The sequence below is a fragment of the Dichelobacter nodosus genome, from assembly GCF_001263335.1.
GTDB lineage: Bacteria > Pseudomonadota > Gammaproteobacteria > Cardiobacteriales > Cardiobacteriaceae > Dichelobacter > Dichelobacter nodosus.
Genome location: NZ_LGVW01000035.1, coordinates 1 through 304 on the forward strand (window position 1 = coordinate 1; position 304 = coordinate 304).

Here is a 304-nt window from a genome sequence, read left to right on the forward strand (position 1 = left end):
AATTTTCAGTTTCACGCTTTCTATGCGTTCGTACTTATCATCGTCAGCAACGGTAAATTCTACCGCGAACTGTTCTTTTCCGGTGCCGTAATCACCTTTCGCTACGGTCGCTTGATATCCGTTCGTCAGGAAATTTTCTATCTCGTCTGCGCCAACGTATTCTTTCAACGTGGCTCCCGATGCATCTTTCACTACGATCTTCGTGAAGTCTTCTTTCGTAATGTCGGATTTCACAGCATCGTTTACTTTTAAGACGATCTCTTCATCTTTTCCTACGGTTCCATCTATGCTGACTTTAAATTCC

1 protein-coding gene is annotated in these 304 nt (G+C 43.1%); it reads right to left on the reverse strand.

What is annotated here, in order from left to right; genetic code table 11:
* Positions 1-304 (reverse strand): hypothetical protein (locus tag AKG33_RS07420; RefSeq protein ID WP_161802475.1); only part of this gene is annotated, 304 nt, incomplete at both ends.